General features: G+C 57.5%; 12 protein-coding genes and 1 tRNA gene. 9 read left to right on the top strand and 4 right to left on the bottom strand.

Annotation, left to right across the window (positions count from 1 at the left end; translation table 11 throughout):
• The first annotated feature begins 381 nt into the window (after positions 1-381).
• Positions 382-10,131 (top strand): GH32 C-terminal domain-containing protein, encoded by a 9,750-nt coding sequence (locus tag H8709_RS09655; RefSeq protein ID WP_262398170.1) that lies wholly within the window; start codon positions 382-384, stop codon positions 10,129-10,131.
• Between the two features lie 183 nt (positions 10,132-10,314).
• Here the strand turns inward: H8709_RS09655 and H8709_RS09650 are convergent.
• Positions 10,315-10,401 (bottom strand) — tRNA-Leu (locus H8709_RS09650).
• 145 nt (positions 10,402-10,546) lie between these two features.
• Here H8709_RS09650 and H8709_RS09645 point away from each other — a divergent pair.
• Entirely contained in the window at positions 10,547-11,059 is a 513-nt protein-coding gene (locus H8709_RS09645) for an amidase domain-containing protein (RefSeq protein ID WP_262398169.1), read from the top strand.
• 257 nt (positions 11,060-11,316) lie between these two features.
• Here the strand turns inward: H8709_RS09645 and H8709_RS09640 are convergent, their stop codons facing one another.
• A complete protein-coding gene (locus H8709_RS09640) occupies positions 11,317-12,123 on the bottom strand; it encodes an amidohydrolase family protein (RefSeq protein WP_262398168.1) in 807 nt (268 codons plus the stop codon).
• 260 nt (positions 12,124-12,383) lie between these two features.
• Here H8709_RS09640 and H8709_RS09635 point away from each other — a divergent pair, with 260 nt between their 5' ends.
• The 5 genes from H8709_RS09635 (at position 12,384) to H8709_RS09615 (ending at position 17,002) form a co-directional block, all read left to right on the top strand.
• Positions 12,384-13,238, top strand: a complete 855-nt coding sequence (locus H8709_RS09635) for an aldo/keto reductase (RefSeq protein ID WP_262398167.1) — start codon at positions 12,384-12,386, stop codon at positions 13,236-13,238.
• A gap of 216 nt (positions 13,239-13,454) precedes the next feature.
• Positions 13,455-14,306, top strand: coding sequence for an aldo/keto reductase (locus H8709_RS09630; RefSeq protein WP_262398166.1), 852 nt, complete (start codon positions 13,455-13,457; stop codon positions 14,304-14,306).
• Between the two features lie 136 nt (positions 14,307-14,442).
• On the top strand, positions 14,443-15,450 hold the full coding sequence (galE, locus tag H8709_RS09625) for a UDP-glucose 4-epimerase GalE (protein WP_262398165.1): 1,008 nt from the start codon (positions 14,443-14,445) through the stop codon (positions 15,448-15,450).
• Between the two features lie 15 nt (positions 15,451-15,465).
• Positions 15,466-15,933, top strand: coding sequence for a GNAT family N-acetyltransferase (locus H8709_RS09620; protein WP_262398164.1), 468 nt, complete (start codon positions 15,466-15,468; stop codon positions 15,931-15,933).
• A gap of 28 nt (positions 15,934-15,961) precedes the next feature.
• Positions 15,962-17,002: an aldose epimerase family protein gene (locus H8709_RS09615; protein ID WP_262398163.1), complete on the top strand. Its 1,041-nt coding sequence runs from the start codon at positions 15,962-15,964 to the stop codon at positions 17,000-17,002.
• A gap of 121 nt (positions 17,003-17,123) precedes the next feature.
• On the opposite strand, the gene H8709_RS09610 is transcribed toward H8709_RS09615, so the two are convergent.
• Both H8709_RS09610 and thiW read right to left on the bottom strand, forming a co-directional pair.
• Complete coding sequence (locus tag H8709_RS09610) at positions 17,124-18,479, bottom strand: sodium-dependent transporter (RefSeq protein WP_262398162.1); 1,356 nt, start codon at positions 18,477-18,479, stop codon at positions 17,124-17,126.
• A gap of 231 nt (positions 18,480-18,710) precedes the next feature.
• The gene (thiW, locus tag H8709_RS09605; protein ID WP_262398161.1) at positions 18,711-19,223 is read right to left on the bottom strand and encodes an energy coupling factor transporter S component ThiW; all 513 of its coding nucleotides are present in this window, start codon (positions 19,221-19,223) and stop codon (positions 18,711-18,713) included.
• A 360-nt stretch (positions 19,224-19,583) separates the two neighbouring features.
• On the opposite strand from thiW, the gene H8709_RS09600 reads away from it, so the two are divergent.
• Positions 19,584-19,958 carry a hypothetical protein gene (locus H8709_RS09600; protein WP_262398160.1) on the top strand — a complete coding sequence of 125 codons (375 nt, stop codon included), beginning with the start codon at positions 19,584-19,586 and terminating at the stop codon, positions 19,956-19,958.
• 131 nt (positions 19,959-20,089) lie between these two features.
• Positions 20,090-20,743: a TVP38/TMEM64 family protein gene (locus H8709_RS09595; protein ID WP_262398159.1), complete on the top strand. Its 654-nt coding sequence runs from the start codon at positions 20,090-20,092 to the stop codon at positions 20,741-20,743.
• Positions 20,744-20,786: the final 43 nt, after the last annotated feature.

Below are 20,786 nucleotides of genomic sequence, written 5' to 3'. Positions count from 1 at the left end.
AGCGAGCGCTCTTCTTTTCCAACTAATTTTTTGGACTTTTCTTGGGATTTTGGCTTTCCTCCCTTTGGAACCCAGACGATGAACCCCGATCATCAGGGGAGTTGGAACCAAACCACTGGTAAAAATCCATGAAAAATCGAAAAGTTGTCCATAAGCCGGCTCCCGACCCGCAAAAAGACCGCAAATCCCCCTTCTCCCATTTTGGTTTTCGACAGATTCCATCGCTAATTTTTGGGAATTTAAACAAAAATAATAAACAACTTTGGGATGAATTGCGATAGTTATCCAAATGTGATAACATCTTAAATAAGTGTTTGTGCCATATTTTGATTTTCAAAGCGATTTCAAAGCCCGCTCTCTGTGAGAAGAAGGAGGAGAAAGATGAGAAGCAAGAAACACATGCGCATGAAACGCTGGCTGTCGCTGATGATGGCCATCGTGCTCACGTTGACCACCGTTTTGCCGGCCTCCCTGCCGGTCATGGCCCTTTCGCCGGGGGAAACTGGGTCGCAGCGCTCGGCGCTCGCCCCGGATTCCGATGATCTCGGCGCGCTTTTGGGAAATTACGTCACCGAAACCGACGAGGGCTTCGACATGCAAAAACGCACAAAGCTCAATGCGGAAAACGTCGAAGTCAACGACAACAACTTCGCCGGCTTTTCCAAGAGCGCGGAGGTTTTTAGTTACGAAGCGGACATCCTCTTCCGAGACGGGGAGTTTGCCACCCTCATCTTCGGCGCCACCAATCCGGGGCTGAATGTGGGGAAAAATGTGCTGCACTGCTTTGAGCTGCGGCGCAAATCAAACGGCGATATGGTGACCCGCCTGTTCCAGATGGGCGGCATCAACAAGATCATCGACGTGACAAACGCCGGGAAAAACCCCGACCCCACCGTGCCGGTCCACTTCAAAATCGAGGTGGACGCCAACAAGGACGTCCGGTGCTGGGTCGACGGCACGGAGATCTCCCTTGCCTATCTCTCGGGCGCCCAGCAGCAGTTTAAGGACAGCTACCACGGCGGCTATTTCGGGTTTTTGACCTTTGGCACCAACGCCGTGTTCTCCAACGTCAAGATGGTGGACAAGTCCGGCGAGACCCCGATGCCCGAAGAGGACCAGGGCGTGGAGGGGCTGGGTAAGCTGCAAGGCAAGTATTTTTCCGGCACCGCCCAGTCCGGCTATGAGCTGCAAAAGACGCTCAAGGACCAGGAAACCGGCATGAAGGACAATAACTTTGCCGGCTTCAGCGGGCAGGCCGAGGCTTTTACCTTTGAGACCTCCATCCTCTTTAAAGAGGGGCCCCGTGCCACGCTGATGTTCGGCGCTCCCAGCGCCGGGGAGAACATCGGCACGGGCAAGCCCTATTGCTTCGAGATGTCCCGCAACGAGCCGGCCAAGACCGTCACCATCCGTATGTTCCAACTGGGCGGGGCAAACGGCGGTAAGATGGTCTCCCCGGTGGTGGCGGGACGGGACATCGACTTTTCCAAACCCGTTGTCTTTAAAATCGAAGTGGCCCTCGACCACACCCTGTCGGCCTGGGTCAATGGGGAGAAAATTGCCCTCACCTATGAGCCGGACATGGAGGAGGCTTTTCGAACCGGCTACACCGGCGGCTATCTGGGACTGATGACCAACATCACCTGCGCCGTCTTCTCCGACATCCACTTTGCCGTCGTCGAGGCCCCGCCCGAGGAGGACGCGGGGGTGCCGGGACTTGGCAAGCTCAGCGGGGACCACATGTCGGGCACGGCCCAGAGCGGCTATCTGATGGAAAAGCTGACCAAGACAAACGCCACAACCGGCGCGTTACAGCTTGATAACAACTTCGCCGGGTTCTCGGAGGGGAAGGCGCTGGCCTTCGCCTATGAGGCGGACATCCAGTTTATGGAAGGCAACACCGCCACCCTGATGGCGGGCGCCACCAACCCCGGCGCCACCATCGGCAAGAATAAATACCTGGGGATCGAGCTCTCCCGCACCAACCCCGTGGACGGAAAGAGCAGCCTTTCCATCAAGGGCTTCCAGCCCCGGGGTGTGTCGGGTAATGTGTTCCTCCACAAGAACGTGCTCACCGATGTGGACACTACAAAGCCCATCCACTTTAAGGTGCAAATCGACACCATGAAGCGCATTTCGGTGTGGATTAACGGCGCCTCCATCCCCATTGAGCAGGCGGACGCCTTCGCCGACTACTACGAGGGCGGCTATCTGGGACTGATGACCTTCGGCACCAAAGCCCTGTTTACGAACATCCAATATGTGAACAACGACCCCAACGAGGAGGATATCGAAAAGCTGAGCGCCCTGGAAGTTACGGGCCTCAACCTGGTGCCCGCCTTCAACCCGATGATCACCACCTACTATACCCAGGCCCCCTCCGACCTGACCGACGTGCAGGTCAAGGCCGTGTCAAACGGCAAGATCACGGTGAGCGCCAAGTTTTTGGACCTGATCACCAGCGCGGAGATGGGCGCGTCGCTGGGAAAGACCGAGGTGGCCAGCGGGGAAGCGTCCCCCAACATCTCCCTTTCCCAGGCGTACAAGACCCTCATCCGCATTGACGTCACCACCCAGGAGAGCTATATTCGCACCTATTACGTCAACGTCATCCGGCGGATGAACCCGGAAGACGCACGCAATCAGAAATACCGCCCCCAGTACCACTACACGCCGGAACGGGGCTATATGAACGACCCCAACGGTCTCGTTTATAACGAAGCCACCGGGGAATATCACATGTTCTTCCAGTACGGCTATGACAAAATCATAGGAGCGCCTCCAGGATGGGGCCACGCCGTCTCCAAGGATATGGTCCACTGGGAGGAACTGCCTCCCGTCCTCTATCCCGACGAGCTGGGCAGCATCTTTTCCGGCTCCTGCGTCATCGACCGGGACAACACCTCCGGCCTCTTTGACGCGTCTACACCGCCGGGTGGGAGGATGGTGGCCATCTACACCAGCCACGGCGAGAGCGAGTTCGGCACGGAAAAACAGTCCATCGCTTATTCCACCGACAACGGGCGCACCTTCACCAAATATAAGAATAACCCCGTTCTGAAAAACGAGGGCAACAAATATTCCGCCGACTTCCGCGACCCCAAGGTCAACTGGTATCCCGACGCCTCCCTGCCCGGCGGCGGAGAGTGGATCATGGTGGTGGCCGGCAAGCAGGCGAAGCTCTTTTCGAGCCCCAACCTCATCGACTGGACCTTCAACTGCGACCTCATGTATGAAGGCCAGCCGGTCCTCTCCGAGTGCCCCGACATCTTCCAGATCACGGTGGAAAACACCGGGGAAAAGAAGTGGGCCTATATGGGCGCGGGAAAATACCTGATTCTGGGCGGCCTCGTCCGGGGAAAGGACGGCCTTTTAGACTTTGTGGCCGAACCCGGCAGCAAGATCGACCGGCTCAACGGCAACCGGGACCTCTACGCCACCCAGTCCTACTATAACGACCCCCAGGGGCGGCGCGTCATCGTCAGCTGGGTGCAGGACCGCACCGCCACCGTCACCGACGGCCAGATCGGCGGCGAGATGGCGGGCCAGGACAAGATCTGGAACGGCGCCCAGTCCATCCCCTATGCGCTCAAAATCTATCAGAACGACGACGGCTCCTACCGCCACACCACCTTCCCGGTGGAGGAGCTGGGTTCCCTGCGCAAGGAAGCCCTTCTCTTTGAAGCGGCGGACAAGGAGATTACGCCGGACACGGGGAATCTGCTCTCCGGACTCACCGGCACCACTTATGAAATCGAGGCCACCTTCACCTTGGGCACCGCCACCGAGTTCGGCTTCCGGCTGCGGGAGGGCAAGGCGGCCGACGGCTCCGATCAGCGGATACTCATCTCCTACCAGGTGCCCCAGAAGCGCTTCTTCATGGACAAGAGCCAGACCGGCAAATTCGCCGAGGGCTCCAACCCCACCAAGACAAACTATGTGGCCATGGAGCCGCTGCCCGGCAACCGGGTCAAGATGCGGATTTTGGTGGACAACACCCTCATCGACACCTTCGGCAACGACGGCGCGGCCGCCATCGGCGCTTTCCTCTTCCCGGACGATGGCAGCACGGGCATGTCCCTCTTTGCCACCGGGGGCAGCGTGACGCTGGATTCCTTAAAAATCTACGATATGAGCTCCATCTGGTACGATTCCTACACCCCGCCGGTGGAGAAATTTAAGACGAACCTGGAAAACCTCAAGGCCGTGGGCACAGCGCCCATGGAGGAAGTGGACGGGGGCCTTCTCTTTGGCGACGCGGGCCAGGGGAACCTCTACGCCGTGAGCGACACCACCGTCACCGACTTTGTCTACGAGGCCGACCTCACCCGCACCGACGGAACCGGGGCCCTGGCGCTATTGTTCGGCAACCGGTCGAACACGACAAACTCCGGCTTCATCGCCGTCAACATCGACGGCAACGCCTCCAAGCTCTTCGGCACCGGCGTCACCGAACAGGTGGTGAAAGACGGCATCGAGAAAAATAAGGACAGCTATCACGTGAAGCTGGAGATGAAAGCGAAACATCTCAAGGCTTATATCGATGACGTCCTCATCCACGACGTGACCATCGACAGCTACGCCGGCGGCTATTTGGGGCTCATGTCCTGGAAGGCCCAGGGCATCTTCCAGAACGTCCTCTATGAGGAAACGGCCCCGGCCGAGAAATTTAACACCAATCTCGTGAATCTCAAGGCGGTGGGCGACATCGTCTTCGAGAAAGTGGACGGCGGGCTCAAGATGGGCAAGGCGGGCAACGGCAACTTCTATGCCATGAGCGGCACCTCCGTCACCGACTTTGTCTACGAAGCCGACGTGTCCTTTGTACAAGGCGACGGCGCCCTGTCACTGGTCTTCGGCTCCACCATGAACACCGCCGCCAAGGACGCCTACGCCGTCAATGTCATCGGCGGCAAACACTCCAAGATCTTTGGCCCCGGCATCAACAAGCAGGTTTCCGACTGCCTGACCCCGGGCAAGGACAGCTACCACTTGAGGCTGGAAGTAACGTCCGGTCATCTCAAGGGATATGTGGACGACAAGCTCATTCACGACCTGGACCTGCCCTCCTACGCGGGCGGCTATCTGGGACTTCTCAGCTGGAACGCCATCGGGCTCTATCAGAACGTGCTCTTTGAGGACACCTATGTGCCGGTGGACAACTTTAAGACCAACCTGGAGGGCTGGGGCGGCGACGTCACCGGCGACTGGCTCCGGATGGAGGAGGGCTACCGGGGCATGGGCAGCGGCAACTGTCCCACCTTTGCCACCACCACTGCCTCCGACTTCACCTATACCGCCCACATGGAGATGAAATCCGGCGGTTCGGGCGCGGCCATCCTCTTCAGGAGAAGCGAGGACAAATCCGTCTACTACGCGGCGGATGTGGGCCTCACCGGGGACGGCACCCGGGTGCGCATCCTCAAATTTACGAAGAATCCCGACGGCTCCTATTCGGACCGGGCCCTGGGGAGCACCTATATGCACCCGGACAAAAATAAGCGGAGCTTCGATTTGAAAGTCCAGGCCATCGGCCCGGCGATCTACTACTATATCGACGGGGAGCTTGCCGTGACGGCCAACGACGCCCAGAGCCTTTCCGGCGCCTTTGGACTCAACACCTGCAACATGACCATCGTCTTCCAGGATGTGGAATATACCCCCCTGGACGCGGCGGATTTGGCGCGGCTGACGGACCTCGCCGTCGAGGGCGTGGAGCTTATCCCGGCCTTTGACCCGGAGATTACCGCCTATTCCGCCACGGTCCCCTACGAGACTGAGAGCATCGCTCTGACACCGGTCACCGCCCTGCCGGGAGATATCACCGTCAACGGCCAGGCAATCGCGTCCGGTGACAAGGTGACCCTGCCTCTGACGGTGGGCAGCAACAGCATCCGCATCGAAGTGCGGGATGAAAAGACGGATATTCCCTCCATCACCACCCTCAACATCACCCGGAAGGAAAACCCGGAGATCGCCTACACCGAAAATTACCGCCTGCAGTACCACTATTCCCCCGCCAGCGACTGGGTTAACGACCCCAACGGCATGGTCTACTACGAAGGGGAATATCATCTGTTCTATCAGCACAGCCCGGGCAGCGGTTCCAAGCGGGGGCCCATGCACTGGGGCCACGCGGTCTCCACCGACTTAGTCAACTGGACGGAGCTGCCGGTGGCGCTCGCCCCCGACGACTTCGGCGACATCTACTCCGGATCCGCCGTGGTGGACAAAAACAACACTTCCGGCCTCTTCAGCGGAAACCGGGACGAAAACGGCAGCCTCAAGGAGGAAGGCCTGGTGGCCGTCTACACCTACAACGGGAAGCTGGGGCAGGTGCAGGCTATCGCGTACAGCGCCGACCGGGGCCGCACCTGGACCAAATACGAGAAAAACCCGGTCATCGGCCGGGAACAGGACCCCTTAAACAACGCCGCGTTCCGCGACCCCAAGGTCTTCTGGCATGAGGAGAGCGGACAGTGGATGATGATCGTCGCCGGCGGACCGGTGCGCTTCTTCTCCTCCCCCGATCTTATCCACTGGAAGGCGGAGGGAACGAGAGAGGAAATCGTCACCGAGTGTCCCGACCTCTTCGAGCTGCCCGTGGAGGGCGGCAGCGGGACCAAATGGGTCTTGAGCCGCGCGGGCCGCTTCTACATGGTCGGCGACTTTCAAAAGGTGGACGGCGTGTGGAACTTTGTCCCCGACAATCCCGAGGACAACGACGTCAAGCCGGTGGTCAACTTCGCCCCCGACTCCTACGCGGGGCAGACCTATGACAACACCCCCGACGGACGCCGCATCATGATCAGCTGGATGAGCAACTGGGGCTGGGGCCTCGACATCGGCAAGGAGCTGACCACAAACTTTAACGGCGGCTTTACCCTGCACGAAGAGCTCTTCCTCAAACAGACCGGCGAGGGCGTCAAGCTCTATCAGCGCCCGGCGGAGGAATACAAATCCCTCCGGGAAGTGGACAAACGCACCGAGCTTGCCCACGTTCTGCTCACCCCCGACGGGAAGAATCCGCTTAAGTCCTTTAGCGGAAATCAGTACGAGATCATCGCTGAGTTTACTCCCGAGGCGGACACCACGGCGGTCGGGTTCCGGCTGCGCACCGGCGAGGATGCGGGTACCCTGGTCCAGTACGATCTGACCAAGGGAGAGCTGAACATCGACCGGCGGGAGTCGGGCAAGAATCCCAACGCAAAGTTCCCATCGGTCTACCGGCAGAAGATGAGCCGCACCGCCGACGGCAAAATCCGGATGCGGATCTTTGTCGACTGGTCCTCGGTGGAGGTCTTTGGCAACGACGGCGAGGTGGCAGGCACCGCTCAAATTTTCCCCCACCTGAGCAGCACCGGCGCGGAAGTCTTTACGACCGGCGGCAATGCCCGGGCGGACATCACCATCTACCCGCTGCGCAGCATTTGGCGCGCACAGGCGGTGGAAACCGAACCGGTGCGGGTGGACCTGGACACCATCGACACCCAAGTCACCGTGGGCGACACCGTGACCGTGGGCGCCAAGGTCATCCCCCTGGCGGCCTCTCAGGCCGTGGGCTTTACCGTGTCCGGCGAGGGCGATTTGGTGGAGGTCCTCCGTCGGGATGACCACACCCTGGTCTTTAAAGCCCTCAAAACCGGCACCGTGACCCTCACGGCACGGGCCCGGGGCGGCGACGTTCTGACCCAGGGCACCATCGAGATTGCAGATCCCAACTTCCAAACCAACCTGCAAAACTTCACCGCCTCGGCCAACAGCGACTGGGTCATCGGCACCGACGGCCTCACCGGCACCTTTATGACCGGAGACGCCTTCTATATCGCCAAGCAGACCGTGGGGCCCAAATTCAACGCCGAAGTGGAGATGCAGGTCCTGGAAGGGACGGGCGCGGGCCTGGTCTTCGGTTCGGCCAGCGAGAGTAACGGCAAAAAGCCCGGCTCCTATGTCTTTAATATCGACACTACCAACGCCGGCACCAAGGGAGTGATCTCCTCCAAGCTCTTCAAGTTTGAAATTGATAAGCCCGTGGTGGACCTCTCGAAGAAGGGCGACATTCCGGCGAGCGCCGACGGGGTCTATCATCTTAAGGTGGAGGCGGACAACGGCCGTTTCAAGGCCTATATCAACGGCGCCCTTATACACGACGCCGCCGATAACGACCGGCCCTACCTGTCCGGCTACGTGGGGCTCAACTGCTTCCGCAGCGTGACCCTTTATAACAATCTCTTTGTGACCACCGACGCGGACATCTCCTCGGTGGTGACCAAGGACCTGGTCGTCTACACCGCCCGCACCAGCGATGGAGCGGCGGGAAGCGCCGACGTCCTGCAAAAGCTGCCCGCCGCCGTCACCGTGATGCAGACCGACAAGCTGCAGCGGGAGGCTGGCGTCACCTGGGACACCGCTTCCATCAACTTTGCCAAAGAAGGCGACTATGCCGTCACCGGCGCGGTGGACGGCACCACCACCAAGGCGAAAGCCAAGGTCACCGTGGTCAATACCTCTCCGGTTACCGCCATCCATCCGGACGCCGTCGAGCTTTCCGTGGAAACCGGGGCCACCCAAGCGGCGACGCGCAAAAAGCTCCCGACATCGGTCGCCTTTACCAGAGAGGATGGCTCCTCCGGCAACGCTCAAATCCTTTATTGGGATCTTTCCGCCGTGGACTTTGATACGGCGGGCACCTATCCCATCGTCGGTACGCTCGATGACCCCGCCAAGGGCCTGACCTCCGGCGGCATCACCGAAATCCGCGGCAGTATCACGGTGCAGGCCCCCCTGCCCACCGTGGCGCTGGAGCCTGAGAAGCTGGAGCGCACTGTCAAGCCGGGCACCGACCGCAATGAGATCATCGCCGGATTCCCCGACGCTGTCATCGCTGTCAAGTCCGATGGTTCCAAGGTCACCGCCTCCATCATCGGCTGGGATTTCTCCGCCGTGGACCTCACCAAGGAGGGAACCTATACTGCGGTCGGCCAGCTGGAAATGAACGCGGGACTGCGGACAAGAGACGTCAATATCACGAAGATTGACGCGGTCATCCACGTGAGCAGCAAACTGCCCACGGTGCTTTCGATGCTAGAGCTGAGCGAGGGAGCGCTTGTTCCCCAGTTCTCCGCCGATGTGACCGAGTACGCCGTGACGGTCGCTTACGAGACCGAAAAGGTACAGCTCAAACCCACCTATACCGGCGACGCGGCTGTCACCGTGAATGGCACGGAAGTGGCTTCCGGTGAATACTCCGCCGACATCGCGCTCGACGTGGGCGAGAACAAGATCGAAGTCGTCGCGGGCGAGAAGACCTACACCATCAAGGTTACCAGAGAGGCGCCCGCTCCGGTTCCCACGGTTCTCACCGACCTCGCCCTCTCCACCGGTACCTTGGCTCCCAACTTTAGCACTGAAGTCACAGAGTACACCGCCACTGTGGCAAACTCTGTGGATTCCATCAAGGTCCTGCCCACCTATACCGGCGATGCGGCCGTCACCGTGAACGGCACAGAAGTGGCTTCCGGTGAATACTCCACCGACATCAGCCTCAATGTGGGCGAGAACACCATCACCGTCGTCGCGGGCGAGAAGACTTACACCATCAAGGTTACCAGAGAGGACAAGGAACCTCCTGTCACCGAGACTCCCTTCCTGGACGGCCTGGAACTCAGCCAGGGCGTGCTCCAGCCCAGCTTTAACAAGGATGTCAACGCCTACACCGCCTCTGTCGGCAATGCCACCGACTCCATCCAGGTCAAACCCTTCTACTCCGGCGAGATGGCAGTCACTGTGAACGGCAAGGCTGTGGAAAGCGGCGTCTTCTCCGAGGCCATCGCTCTCGATGTGGGAGAGAACACCATCGAAGTGAAGCTCGTCATGGGAGAGAAAGACAACATCTATACGATTGTCGTCACCCGTGCAAAACCTGCGGACACGACCAAGCCTATCACCACGAAGCCCTCTATCCCGGGGGGAAATGGTTCGGAGTGGAAGTGGCCGGAAGGTACGGCAAAGCCTGGCACTGGGAAAGAGAACCCGCAGTCGGGCGACGCATCGGCGCTGCCGATAGCGCTGCTGCTCATGGCGGGCGCTGCTGGAACAGCGGTCTTCCTCTCCAGAAAGCGGAAGAAATAAACGCTTTGTTGATGGGAAAATAACAAAAGAAAAAGCAAGGGCGGGCTATGAAAAAGATAGCCCGCCCTTGCTTTTTTATGAGAGATAAACCAGAGCCTTGGGATAGAAATACCGCGTTTTGATAAAAGAGCCACGGGGCACAAAAAACAGCGCTTCACATTTGTGAAGCGCTGTTTTTTATCTTGGTGCGGATAACAGGACTTGAACCTGCACAGTATTGCTACCACTAGAACCTGAATCTAGCGCGTCTGCCAATTCCGCCATATCCGCAAGTGACAAATAATATTTTATACAATTGGGTTCCATTTGTCAAGCACTAAATGCAAATTTTTTCGACCAAAAATACCTGCACCCATCAATGATCTGGAATCAAGCCGCATAGGATAAAATAGTGACGGATGAAAGGAGCCATGTGATGAAACAACTGCGGGAATTTCCCTACGACCGCGCCGCCGCGGTGCGCTATGCCCACCAATGGGCCTACGATTTTAACCCCAGATACTATAACTTTACCAATATTGGCGGGGACTGCACCAATTACGCATCCCAGTGCCTCTATGCCGGATGCGGGGTGATGAATTTTACCGAAACCTTCGGCTGGTACTACCTGGACCTGAATCACCGTGCCCCCGCCTGGACCGGGGTCATCTACCTCTACAATTTTCTCATACGAAACGAGGGGCCGGGCCCCTTTGCCACCGAGGTGACCATTGACAGAGTGGAACCGGGGGATCTGTGCCAGCTCGTCATCGATCAGCCGGATTATCAGCACACGCCGGTCATTGTGAAGGTGGGGGAAACCCCCACGCCGGACAGCATTCTGGTGGCGGCTCACACCTATAACGTGGATAATCATCCGCTCTCGAGCTACGATTACAAAAAATTGCGATTCCTCCACATTGAAGGCTACCGGAAGTGGAGCGAGTGAGGGAGGAAAACGGCCGAAGGCGTTCCATGCGCGAGGGACGGAGCTCCTTGGGGCGCGGCTGTCAGCCCATCGGGGTTATGGCTGGCGAAGGTGGTCAGTGAAAACAGACTGCGGCTGCTTTTGCAGGAGGAGGGACAACGCCGCAGGGCCTAGACGCTCAGGGTATCCGGCCTCTTTTGCCAAGGCGGGCGGTCAAAACAAGCCTCAGGGGACAACAATGCCCCGGAATCGGAGGATTCCGGGGCATTTTCTTCGTTTTATTCCAGGCCGAAGTAGGCCGCGAAATTGTCATAGAGGATGGCTTGGTTGGTCTTTTCATCGAGCCCCAGGGCCAGGAAGTCCTCCATGGCCTGGCTGGTGGTCATGAGGGGGTAATCGGAGCCGAAAAAGAACCGGTGGATGCCGAACTTTTCAAAGAACCGGGGCACTAGGTCCAGGTCCATGTAGGGCAGGGAGCTGGAAATATCGAAGACGATGTTTTCGTGCTCCCCGATGGTTTTGAGCGCGTCCTCCCAGACGCTGAACCCACCGAAATGGGCGCCGATGACCTTGAGGGCGGGGTGCTTCTTCATCACGCGGCAGAGACGGTCGGGATTTGAATAGTCAAACCGGCGATCCCCGCAGTGAATGAGCATGGGAAGGCCGGCCTCGGCGCAGGCGGCGTAAATGCGGTCCATTTTGGAATCATCCAACTGGAATTTTTGGTAGTCCGGATGGAGCTTGACACCGAAAAAGCCTTGGTCGACAAAACTTTGTACCAGCTTGTCCACCTCCGAACTATCCGGATGGATGGAGGCAAAGGGAACGTAAAAATCGGGGTGGAGGCGGTATTGCTCCATCATAAAGGTGTTGATCACGTCCACAATTCCCGGCTTCATGGCCACTTGGCTCACTAGGCAACGGGCAATCCGGTCCTGGCGGGAAATCTCATACAGATGCTCCGGCGTACCGGCCCGGGGGACCTCCTCATAGGGGAACTCGTAGAAGTGAAAAATCCCCTCGGTGGCGGCCTCTGCGATTTTGGAAGCATAGATGTGTGTATGGGCGTCCGCGACTTTGTACATACCATTCCGACCTTTCGAAAACTTCTCTAAGAAACTATTATATACCGCTTTACCGCAAAAAAGCAACCATAAATCTTGCCTGTTCCCAGCCATCTGTGAGGATACTTGTTCCACAGGAAAAGAAGGGATGCAAATTTTGTATGGAAAGTAGAAAATGATGCGCATATGGGAAAAATCGTAGGCGAAACCACAAAAAAGGTGTATAATGAAGCCGTGTCTTTCAGAGACATTGTAGTAACAAGTGTGAAGGAGTGAAGCCCATGGACAGTCTCAAAGACTGCTATACACTGTATAACGGCGTGAAAATCCCCTGTGTGGGATTGGGTACCTATCTGACCGACGACGGGGAGACCTGTGTCAACGCAGTGCGGGCAGCCATCGAGGCGGGTTACCGCCACATCGACACGGCTGTGGCCTATGGCAATGAGGCCAGCGTTGGCAAAGCCATCCGAGAGTGCGGCGTACCCCGGGAGGAAATCTTTGTCACCAGTAAGCTGCGCAACGTCAATCAGGGTTATGAGGAAACGAAGGCCGCCTTTGAGGTGACCATGGAACAGCTGGGCCTTGACTATATCGACATGTATCTGGTCCATTGGCCCATTGCCAGAGGCCATAAGCTGGACTGGAAGGAACATTCTTACCAGACTTGGCGCGCCTTTGAGGAGCTCTATGAAGCGGGCCGCATCCGCGCCATCGGCGTGAGCAACTTCCTCACCTACCACCTGGAGCCGCTGATGGAGCGGGCCAAAATCATGCCCATGGTTAATCAATTGGAGCTGCACCCGGGCTACCATCAGGACGAGATCGTCGCCTTCTGTAAGGAGAAGGGCATCGTTTTGGAGGCGTGGAGCCCCATGATGCAAGGTAAACAGATGCAAAACCCGCTGCTCATCGAGATCGGCGAGAAATACGGCAAATCCGCCGCCCAGGTCTGCGTGCGGTGGAGCCTGCAAAAGGGCTTTTTGCCCCTGCCCAAGAGCGTCAACCCGGAAAGAATCCGCCAGAACGCCGATGTCTTCGACTTTGTTCTGACCGACGAGGATGTGGCGAAGATCGACACCCTCAAATCCGTGGGACGCCTTGGCCCCCATCCGGACACCATCTATCCCGACTAGGACAGGCTTCAGAGGGTGTCTGAAGGAATAAAAAGGCTAAATGACCAAAAATATCACTGTATTTTTGGTGAAAAGATGAAAATCTCATTTTCTACCCAAAAGATTATCAAATTGGCTTTTTTTGAGTATGAAAATGATGTATACTAACTATAGTTACCCATTTTTTGTACATACAAATTCATGAGCGAGAAAAAGGAGTCGAGAAAAACAATGAATATGAAAAGCTTGAACGATTGCTATACGCTGCATAACGGCGTAAAAATCCCCTGCGTGGGCTTTGGCACCTTCTTAACCCCCAACGAAGAGGTCTGCGAGGCGGTCAAATCCGCTGTCAAAGTGGGCTACCGTCACATTGACACCGCTGCCGTTTACGGCAACGAGGTCGGCGTGGGACAGGGCATCAAAGAGTGCGGCGTTCCCCGTGAGGAACTGTTCATCACCAGCAAACTGTGGAACTCCGAGCAGGGCTATGAGACCACGCTGGCCGCTTTTGAGAAGACCATGAAGGACCTGGGGCTGGAGTACCTGGACCTCTATCTGATTCACTGGCCCATCCCCAACCATCACAAAGACGACTGGCAGGAGCTCAACGCCGGCACCTGGAAAGCCTTCGAGGAGCTCTACAAAGCGGGCCGCATCCGCGCCATCGGTGTGAGCAACTTCATGCCCCATCACCTGGAGCCGTTAATGAAAGTCGCTGAGATCAAACCCATGGTCAACCAGCTCGAGTACCATCCTGCCTTCCATCAGGATGAGACCGTTCCCTACTGCAACGAGCACAACATCCTGGTTGAGTCCTGGGGCCCCCTGATGCAGGGCAAGGCGTTCTCCAACGAGCTGCTCAAGGAAGTCGCCGCCAAATACGGCAAATCCATCGCCCAGATCTGCATCCGCTGGGAGCTGCAGAAAGGCATCCTGCCCCTGCCCAAATCCGTGCATGAAGACAGAATGGCCAACAACGCCGATGTCTTTAACTTCAACATCTCCGACGAGGATATGGCGTACATCGACACCCTGGGCAAAATCGGCCGCCTGAGCGAGCATCCGGATAACTTCAACATTGACTAATATAATAGCGCAAAAAGAGCGGGGAAAAATTCCCCGCTCTTTTTTTGTCCCCCGCGCGCCTTGTTTTGAAAGGGCAATCCCGCTATAATAGGGACAGACAGCTTTTCCCAAACACATGGGAGAAAGGACAAAAAGCATGAAAATTTTAGTCACCGGCGGCGCCGGTTTTATCGGGAGCCACACCTGTGTGGCCCTATTGGAAGCGGGCTATGATATCGTGGTGCTCGATAACCTCTGCAACGCAAAACCCGCCGCCCTCGAGCGCATCCGTCAGATCACGGGGAAGGATTTCCCCTTTTATCAGGCGGACATTTTGGACCGGGCGGGCGTGGGACAAGCCTTCCGCGAGCACGACATCGGCGCGGTGATTCACTTCGCCGGGCTCAAGGCCGTGGGGGAATCGGTGAAAAATCCGCTGCTCTATTACCACAATAACGTGGCGGGTACGGTGGCCTTTTGCCAGATAATGGCCGAGGCGGGTTGCAAAAAAATTGTTTTTTCCTCCTCCGCCACCGTCTACGGGCCGACGAACCCCATTCCTTATCGGGAGGAGTTCCCCACCTCGGCGACCAACCCCTATGGTTACACGAAACTCATGGTGGAGCAGATTCTATCCGACCTCTACCGCGCCGACAACGAATGGAGCGTCTCGCTGCTTCGCTATTTTAACCCCATCGGCGCCCATGAGAGCGGCCTCATCGGAGAGGACCCCAACGGGATTCCCAATAACCTCCTGCCCTACATCTGCCAGGTGGCGGTGGGGAAGCTGGAAAAGCTCCACGTCTACGGCAACGACTACGACACGGTGGACGGCACCGGCGTCCGGGATTATGTCCACGTCTGCGACCTTGCCGAAGGGCATCTGCAGGCCTTGGAATATGTGCTTGGCCACACCGGGGTGGACGCGGTCAACCTGGGTACGGGCAAGGGATGCAGCGTGCTGGAGGTGGTGGCCGCCTATGAGCGGGCAAGCGGCCGGCGGATTCCCTATGTCATCGACCCGCGGCGGCCGGGGGACCTGGGCGAATATTACGCCGACGCCTCCAAAGCCCAGCGTGTCTTCGGCTGGAAGGCCAAGCGGGGCTTGGACGAAATGTGCCGGGACAGCTGGAACTTTACCAAAAAGAATCCGGCGGGACTGTAAACGGGGGGAGCTTTGGTGAAAATTAAAGAGGCGGCGCCGGAGGACTGGAAGCTCGTCTGGGAGATTGTGGAACGCTCGGTGCGGGGTTCCTACGCCGAGTGCTACGGCGAAGAGGTCATCGGCATGTTTTTGGAGCACCACAGCGTCTACAGCATCCAAGAGGAGCTTATGAGACACACGGTGCTTCTCCTTTACGACGGCGGGGTCCCGGTGGGCACCGGCTGTTTGCAGGGAGAGGAAATTAAACAGATCTATATCCTGCCCGACCGGCAGGGCAAGGGATACGGCAGCTTGCTCCTCCGGGCGCTGGAAGAGGAAGCCGCCCGCCAGGGGCTTTCTAAGGTGGTGCTGGACGCCTCCATCCCCGGGCGGCCCCTCTATCAGAGACGGGGGTACCGGGAGGTGTCCCACGAGCAAATTGTGGGCGAAAAGGGCAGCGTGCTCGACTATTGGCGGATGGAAAAAGAGCTGAACCCCGCTTAGCCGGGGCAGGACAGAAGGAGGCAGACTGATGACAAAGATCATGAGCCGAGAGTTCGGCGTGACCAAGGACGGACAGAGTGTCAAGGCGTTCACTCTGGCAAACGGCCAAATTCAGGCGGAAATTCTGGAATATGGATGCACGGTCCAGTCCCTGTTTGTCAAAGACAGGGAGGGGGAGGAAGTGAACGTGGTGCTCAGTCTCCCCAGCGTGGAGGCCTATGAGGAGCAAACGGCCTATCTGGGTTGTGTGGTGGGGCGCTACGGCAACCGGGTCCGGGACGGGCGCTTTGTCCTGGACGGTAAGTCCTGGCAGTTGACCCAAAACGACGGGAAGAACCACCTCCACGGCGGCAAGGAGGGCTTTCACCGCAAGGTCTGGCAGGGCCAGATCGACGGGGAAGTGCTGCGTCTGCGGTACACGAGCCCCGGCGGGGAGGAGGGCTATCCCGGCCAGCTTTCCGCCATCGTCTCCTATTCCCTGACCGGCAGCGGCCTTCGCATCGAGTACGAGGCCATGACCGACCGGCCCACCATCGTCAACCTGACCAACCACAGTTTCTTCCATCTGGCCGGGGGCCGGGGCGGCGATGTGACCGGCCATCAGGTCCAGGTCTTTGCCGACAAGTTCCTGCAAATCGACGGCACCGGTATGCCCGACGGCTACTTTGCCCCGGTGGAGGGGACACCGCTGGATTTGCGGGAGAAAAAGACGGTGGGGGAGGTCCTCGAGCAAAAGGACCGGCTCCTCGACACTGTGGGCGGCATTGACCACTGCTACGCCTTTGAGGGTGCGTCCGACGCCCCCAAGGCCGCCCTTATCTGCCCGTCCAGCGGTATTGCCATGCGGGTTTACTCCGACTGCGAAGGCATGCAGGTTTATAGCGGCAACTTTCTCGACGGCAGCGATATCGACCGGTACGGCAAGGCGCTAATCAAACGCAGCGGCATCTGTTTTGAGCCCCAGCGCTTCCCCGATTCCATCAACCAGCCCGCTTTCCCCGACCCCATCCTGCGTCCAGGGGAAATCTACCATCAGTTCACCGTCTATGAATTTGGTCTTGTGGAATGAGCATAGCTGCCGCCCCGGCGGGAGTGTAACGCGCCAGGCGCGCCACGTCCCTCGACAGAACAGATTTGTACACGATAAAAAGCCCTCCGGAAGCTTCCGGAGGGCTTTTTGATTTGTTGTGTTAGGAGGGCAGGAGGCCGGTAATCAGGATGACCAGGATGAGCACCGGCGCGATATATTTGAGGATGATGCCAAAGGCCTTTTTGACCTTGAAGGCGCCTTTGGCGCCGGTTTCAATCTCCTCGGTGATGCCGTCCACGCCCCAGACGTGTCCGACAAAGATGCACATGAACATGGCGCTCAGAGGCATGAGAATCTTGTCGGTGAAGAAGCCCAGCGCGTCAAAGATATTCATGCCGCCGATGACGATATTGGACAGCGGCCCCATGGAGAGGGAGGCGAACACACCGATGAGGGCCATAAGGGCGGACATGATGATGGTGGCCTTTTTCCGGCTCCAATGGAAGTTGTCGATAAAGTAGGCGGCGACCACTTCCAGCAGGGAGATGGCGGAGGTGGCGGCGGCGATGAGGACCAGGATAAAGAAGAGCAGGCCAAAGAGGGTGCCCAGGGGCATGTCTGCAAAGACGGCGGGCAGGGTGGTGAAGACTAGTCCCGCGCCGGCGGAGGGTTCAAAGCCGAAGGCAAAGACGGCGGGCAAGATGGCACAGCCGGCCAGGATGGCGATGAGGGAATCAAGCCCCACCACAATACCGGTATTCTTGACGATATTGGAATCCTTTTTGAGGTAGCTGCCGTAGGTGATGGTGATGCCCATGCCCAGACTCAGGCTGAAGAAGACCTGTCCCATGGCCTGCACCATGGCGTTGCCCAAATCCTTGAGGGAAGATACGGCGGCGAAGTTGGGGACAAAAAGGAACTTGAGCCCTTCGGATGCGCCGGGGAGGGTGACAGCGCGCACGGCGATGACGATGACCAGGACGAACAGGGCAGGGAGCATCAATTTGCTCACCTTTTCAATGCCCTTGACGACGCCCATCACCACGACCAACGCGCACAGCGCCATAAAGACTAAGTGCCAAATGACAGGTTCCCACGGCTGGGAGACAAAGTTATTGAAATAGGCGCTGGTGTCGCCGCCGAAGTTGCCGCCAGTGGCATAGGCGGCGATGTATTTGAGGACCCAGCCGCCCACAACGCTGTAATAGGAGAGGATGACAAAGGCGCAAAGCACACCCAAAACGCCCACAAAGGACCAACGTTTGTCCAGCTTCCGGTAGGCGCCGATGGCGTTGAGCTGGGTTTTGCGGCCGATGGCCATTTCCGACATCATGATGGGCAGACCCAGCAGGATAACAAAGACCAGATAAAACACGAGGAAAATTCCGCCGCCGCTTTTTCCGGCAATGTAGGGGAATTTCCAGAGGTTGCCAAGGCCGATGGCCGACCCGGCCGACGCGAGAATAAAGCCCAGGGAGGAGGTAAACTGCCCCCTATTCTTCGGTGAGTGAGACATAAACAAAAACCCCTTCGATAGTTCTTCTCCGTTTTGCCCCCACTCCAACCGGCGGCAAAACGGCGGCGGGGCGCAGGCCCCAACCGTCATTGTTTCTATTCTACCGGAAAAATGCCGGGATGGCAACAAAAAATGCAGGAAAACCACTTCTTTCGTGGTTTTCCTGCATGAATTTTTGGCGAAAGGGCCTTTGGACGGTATAGGATGGCCCGAAAGGCCAAAGAATGAGGGTCAACGGGTGGTAGACAAGCTCTTTTCGAGCAGGGAGAGAGCTTTGGTGCGCTCAAGGATGAGCAGGATGACAAAGGAAATCAGCGCCCCGCCTAAAGAGCTGATGCCGAAGGGGAGGACAAAGCCGAAGACGGCGGCCTCTTTGGCCATGAAGAGGGTAGCCATGGGGTAGGCGGCCAGCGCGCCGAGTAGTCCGGTGCCGATGACCTCGCCCAGTACCGCCAGAGGCATCTTGCGGGTTTTTTGGTAAATAAGGCCGCACAGCAGCGCGCCGATCATACTGCCGGGGAAGGCGAGAAGGCTGCCGGTCCCCATGAGGACCCGGATGAGGGAGGTGACGAAGGCCATTCCACAGGCATACCATGGTCCGAGAAAGACGCCGGCCAGCACATTGACCATATGCTGGATGGGAAAGCATTTGGAGACGCCGATGGGGATATAAAAGGCGCTGCAAACGACGGCCAGCGCTACAAAAATACCGGCAAAAGCTAATTTTTTGACGTTGCTTTTCATGGGGATGCCCCTTCCTTTCTTGGAGCGGGTTTTGACGCCCGTCCGGTCTATCCATGGAAAACCGCACCCATAACGATAGAGCAAAAGGCGGCGGCTGTCAAGGGAAGGCGTCAACTTTTGTCATGAAAGATTAAGAAAAGGTTTAAAAAATACAAAGGATTTTGTTCGATAATCAGAAAAAAGCTGTGCTATAATGGAAACAAGCGCGAAGGATCAGGGTTTGTTGTAGGATGGATGCGCGTCCTGAAGGTATATGAAAGATAGCCGCAAAAGGCGGCTGTTTTTGTGGGCGGCGAAAGGCAAGACGGCGTTATTGAAAGCCGTTTTCAATGAATGTACAAGAATGAAAGGAGGAGGACCATGCCGAAATGTGTCTACTGCAATAAAGAAATCGGAGATGGACCTGCTCTGCATCTCGACCACGACGGGGGCTTTTGCTGCGGCGAAGACTGTAAAAGAGAGGCCACCCGTTATCTTGCCACGGAAAAAAAGTATAAGCACTGGTATTTCCTTTTGCTCATCGGCGCTCTGATGGCGTGGTGCGTCAGCTTCTTTTTCGGCATACAACAGTACGTGGGCGGGGCCCTCGCCGTTTTATGCGGATTGGTGACCATTCTTTCCCCCTTTGTCCCCCAGATGATGGAGGATATTTTGGGCATCGCCCGGGGACAGCGGGTATGTATTTACGTCGGAGCGCTGTTGGTTGTCACCGGTATCCTTTCTGTGGTAAAATAAGAAGGGACGAGTGGAGGACACCCCTAAACGGTCAGGCGGACATCACAGGGGCCGCCGGATCCGACAGAATCAGCGGAAGAAAGAAGGTGAGGGCGGTGTCCTGGACCAGTGAAAAAAAGCAGCAACTGCGCATGAAGATTTTCGGGTACGTGAAGTTCCTTCCCTTTGTGGCCATCCTTGTTGCCGTCATCTTTTTTGGCGCCAATCTTAAAAACATCTCCTTTGAACAGCTCGTCAGCTATTCTCCCAGCAGCTTCTGGCTGGCCGGCCTCTTCTTCCTGGGGGTATACGCCCTCAAATCCGTCAGCGTCATCTTCCCGCTGGTGGCCATTTACTTGGCGGCGGGCGCTATCTTCCCCGTGCCCTGGGCGATCTTCGTCAACCTCGTGGGCCTTGCCGTGTGTACGACCCTTCCCTATGTTCTGGGCAAAATCTGCGGTAAGGAAGCGGTGAGCACTATCCTGGGCCGCTTTAAAAAGGCAAAACAGCTCGAAGAGCTTTCCATGCAAAACGGCGTGATGGTTTCCTATCTTCTCCGGGTAGTCAGTATCCTCCCGGGCGATGTGGTCAGCATGTTCCTAGGCGCCTATGGTATCCGTTATTCCAGCTATCTGGTGGGTTCCGTCCTGGGCCTCGCGCCCATTATGATTCCCGCCACCATGGTGGGCCAATCCATCACCAGTCCGTTCTCCATGAAGTTTATTATTCCATTCCTCGTCATGATCGCTATTTCCCTCATTACCTCTTTGCTGTGCAACCGGTGGATGAAGAGGGGAAAGGCATAGAGAAATATGAAAGCGCCCGCTCCGAAGAAATCGGAGTGGGCGC

This window comes from Zongyangia hominis (genome assembly GCF_014385095.1).
In the GTDB taxonomy this organism is placed as follows: Bacteria; Bacillota; Clostridia; order Oscillospirales; family Ruminococcaceae; genus Zongyangia; species Zongyangia hominis.
The sequence above is the reverse complement of the archived record's forward strand: the minus strand, read 5'-3'. Positions and strand labels throughout refer to the sequence as shown.

Bases quoted from the DNA above. Each gene is read 5' to 3' on its own strand.
- H8709_RS09655 (WP_262398170.1), top strand. From the start codon at position 382: ATGAGAAGCAAGAAACACATGCGCATGAAACGCTGGCTGTCGCTGATG.
- H8709_RS09645 (WP_262398169.1), top strand. From the start codon at position 10,547: ATGAAACAACTGCGGGAATTTCCCTACGACCGCGCCGCCGCGGTGCGC.
- H8709_RS09640 (WP_262398168.1), bottom strand. From the start codon at position 12,123: ATGTACAAAGTCGCGGACGCCCATACACACATCTATGCTTCCAAAATC.
- H8709_RS09635 (WP_262398167.1), top strand. From the start codon at position 12,384: ATGGACAGTCTCAAAGACTGCTATACACTGTATAACGGCGTGAAAATC.
- H8709_RS09630 (WP_262398166.1), top strand. From the start codon at position 13,455: ATGAAAAGCTTGAACGATTGCTATACGCTGCATAACGGCGTAAAAATC.
- galE (WP_262398165.1), top strand. From the start codon at position 14,443: ATGAAAATTTTAGTCACCGGCGGCGCCGGTTTTATCGGGAGCCACACC.
- H8709_RS09615 (WP_262398163.1), top strand. From the start codon at position 15,962: ATGACAAAGATCATGAGCCGAGAGTTCGGCGTGACCAAGGACGGACAG.
- H8709_RS09610 (WP_262398162.1), bottom strand. From the start codon at position 18,479: ATGTCTCACTCACCGAAGAATAGGGGGCAGTTTACCTCCTCCCTGGGC.
- thiW (WP_262398161.1), bottom strand. From the start codon at position 19,223: ATGAAAAGCAACGTCAAAAAATTAGCTTTTGCCGGTATTTTTGTAGCG.
- H8709_RS09600 (WP_262398160.1), top strand. From the start codon at position 19,584: ATGCCGAAATGTGTCTACTGCAATAAAGAAATCGGAGATGGACCTGCT.
- H8709_RS09595 (WP_262398159.1), top strand. From the start codon at position 20,090: ATGAAGATTTTCGGGTACGTGAAGTTCCTTCCCTTTGTGGCCATCCTT.